The sequence below is a fragment of the Mycobacterium angelicum genome, assembly GCF_002086155.1.
GTDB lineage: Bacteria > Actinomycetota > Actinomycetes > Mycobacteriales > Mycobacteriaceae > Mycobacterium > Mycobacterium angelicum.
The window spans coordinates 1-323 of sequence record NZ_MVHE01000358.1 but is presented as its reverse complement, the minus strand read 5'-3'; the positions used below and the strand labels follow the sequence as shown (position 1 = coordinate 323).

1 protein-coding gene is annotated in these 323 nt (G+C 82.4%); it reads left to right on the top strand.

The features are described from left to right. A partial coding sequence (locus tag BST12_RS35210; RefSeq protein WP_211281439.1) for a hypothetical protein occupies positions 1-323 on the top strand: 323 nt, incomplete at both ends.

Below are 323 nucleotides of genomic sequence, written 5' to 3'. Positions count from 1 at the left end.
GTCGGCGGGCACGGCGGCCAGGGCGGCGTCGGCGGCGCTGGTGGATTCCTGGCTCCCGGCGGCGCGGGCGGCGCCGGTGGCGCCGGCGGGGCTGGCGGCGCCGGAGCGGTCGGCACCGTGGGCACCGGCGGTGGCATCGGCGGGATCGGCGGCGACGGTGGAGCCGGAGGTCAGGGTGCATGGCTGCTGGGCGGAGGCGGACACGGCGGTGCCGGCGGTGCAGGCGGAGTCGGCGGGGCCGGCGGCGCGGGTGCTGACGGCTCCGTGGCCGGGCTCGGCGGTATCGGCGGTGACGGTGGGGCCGGCGGCACCGGCGGGGTTGC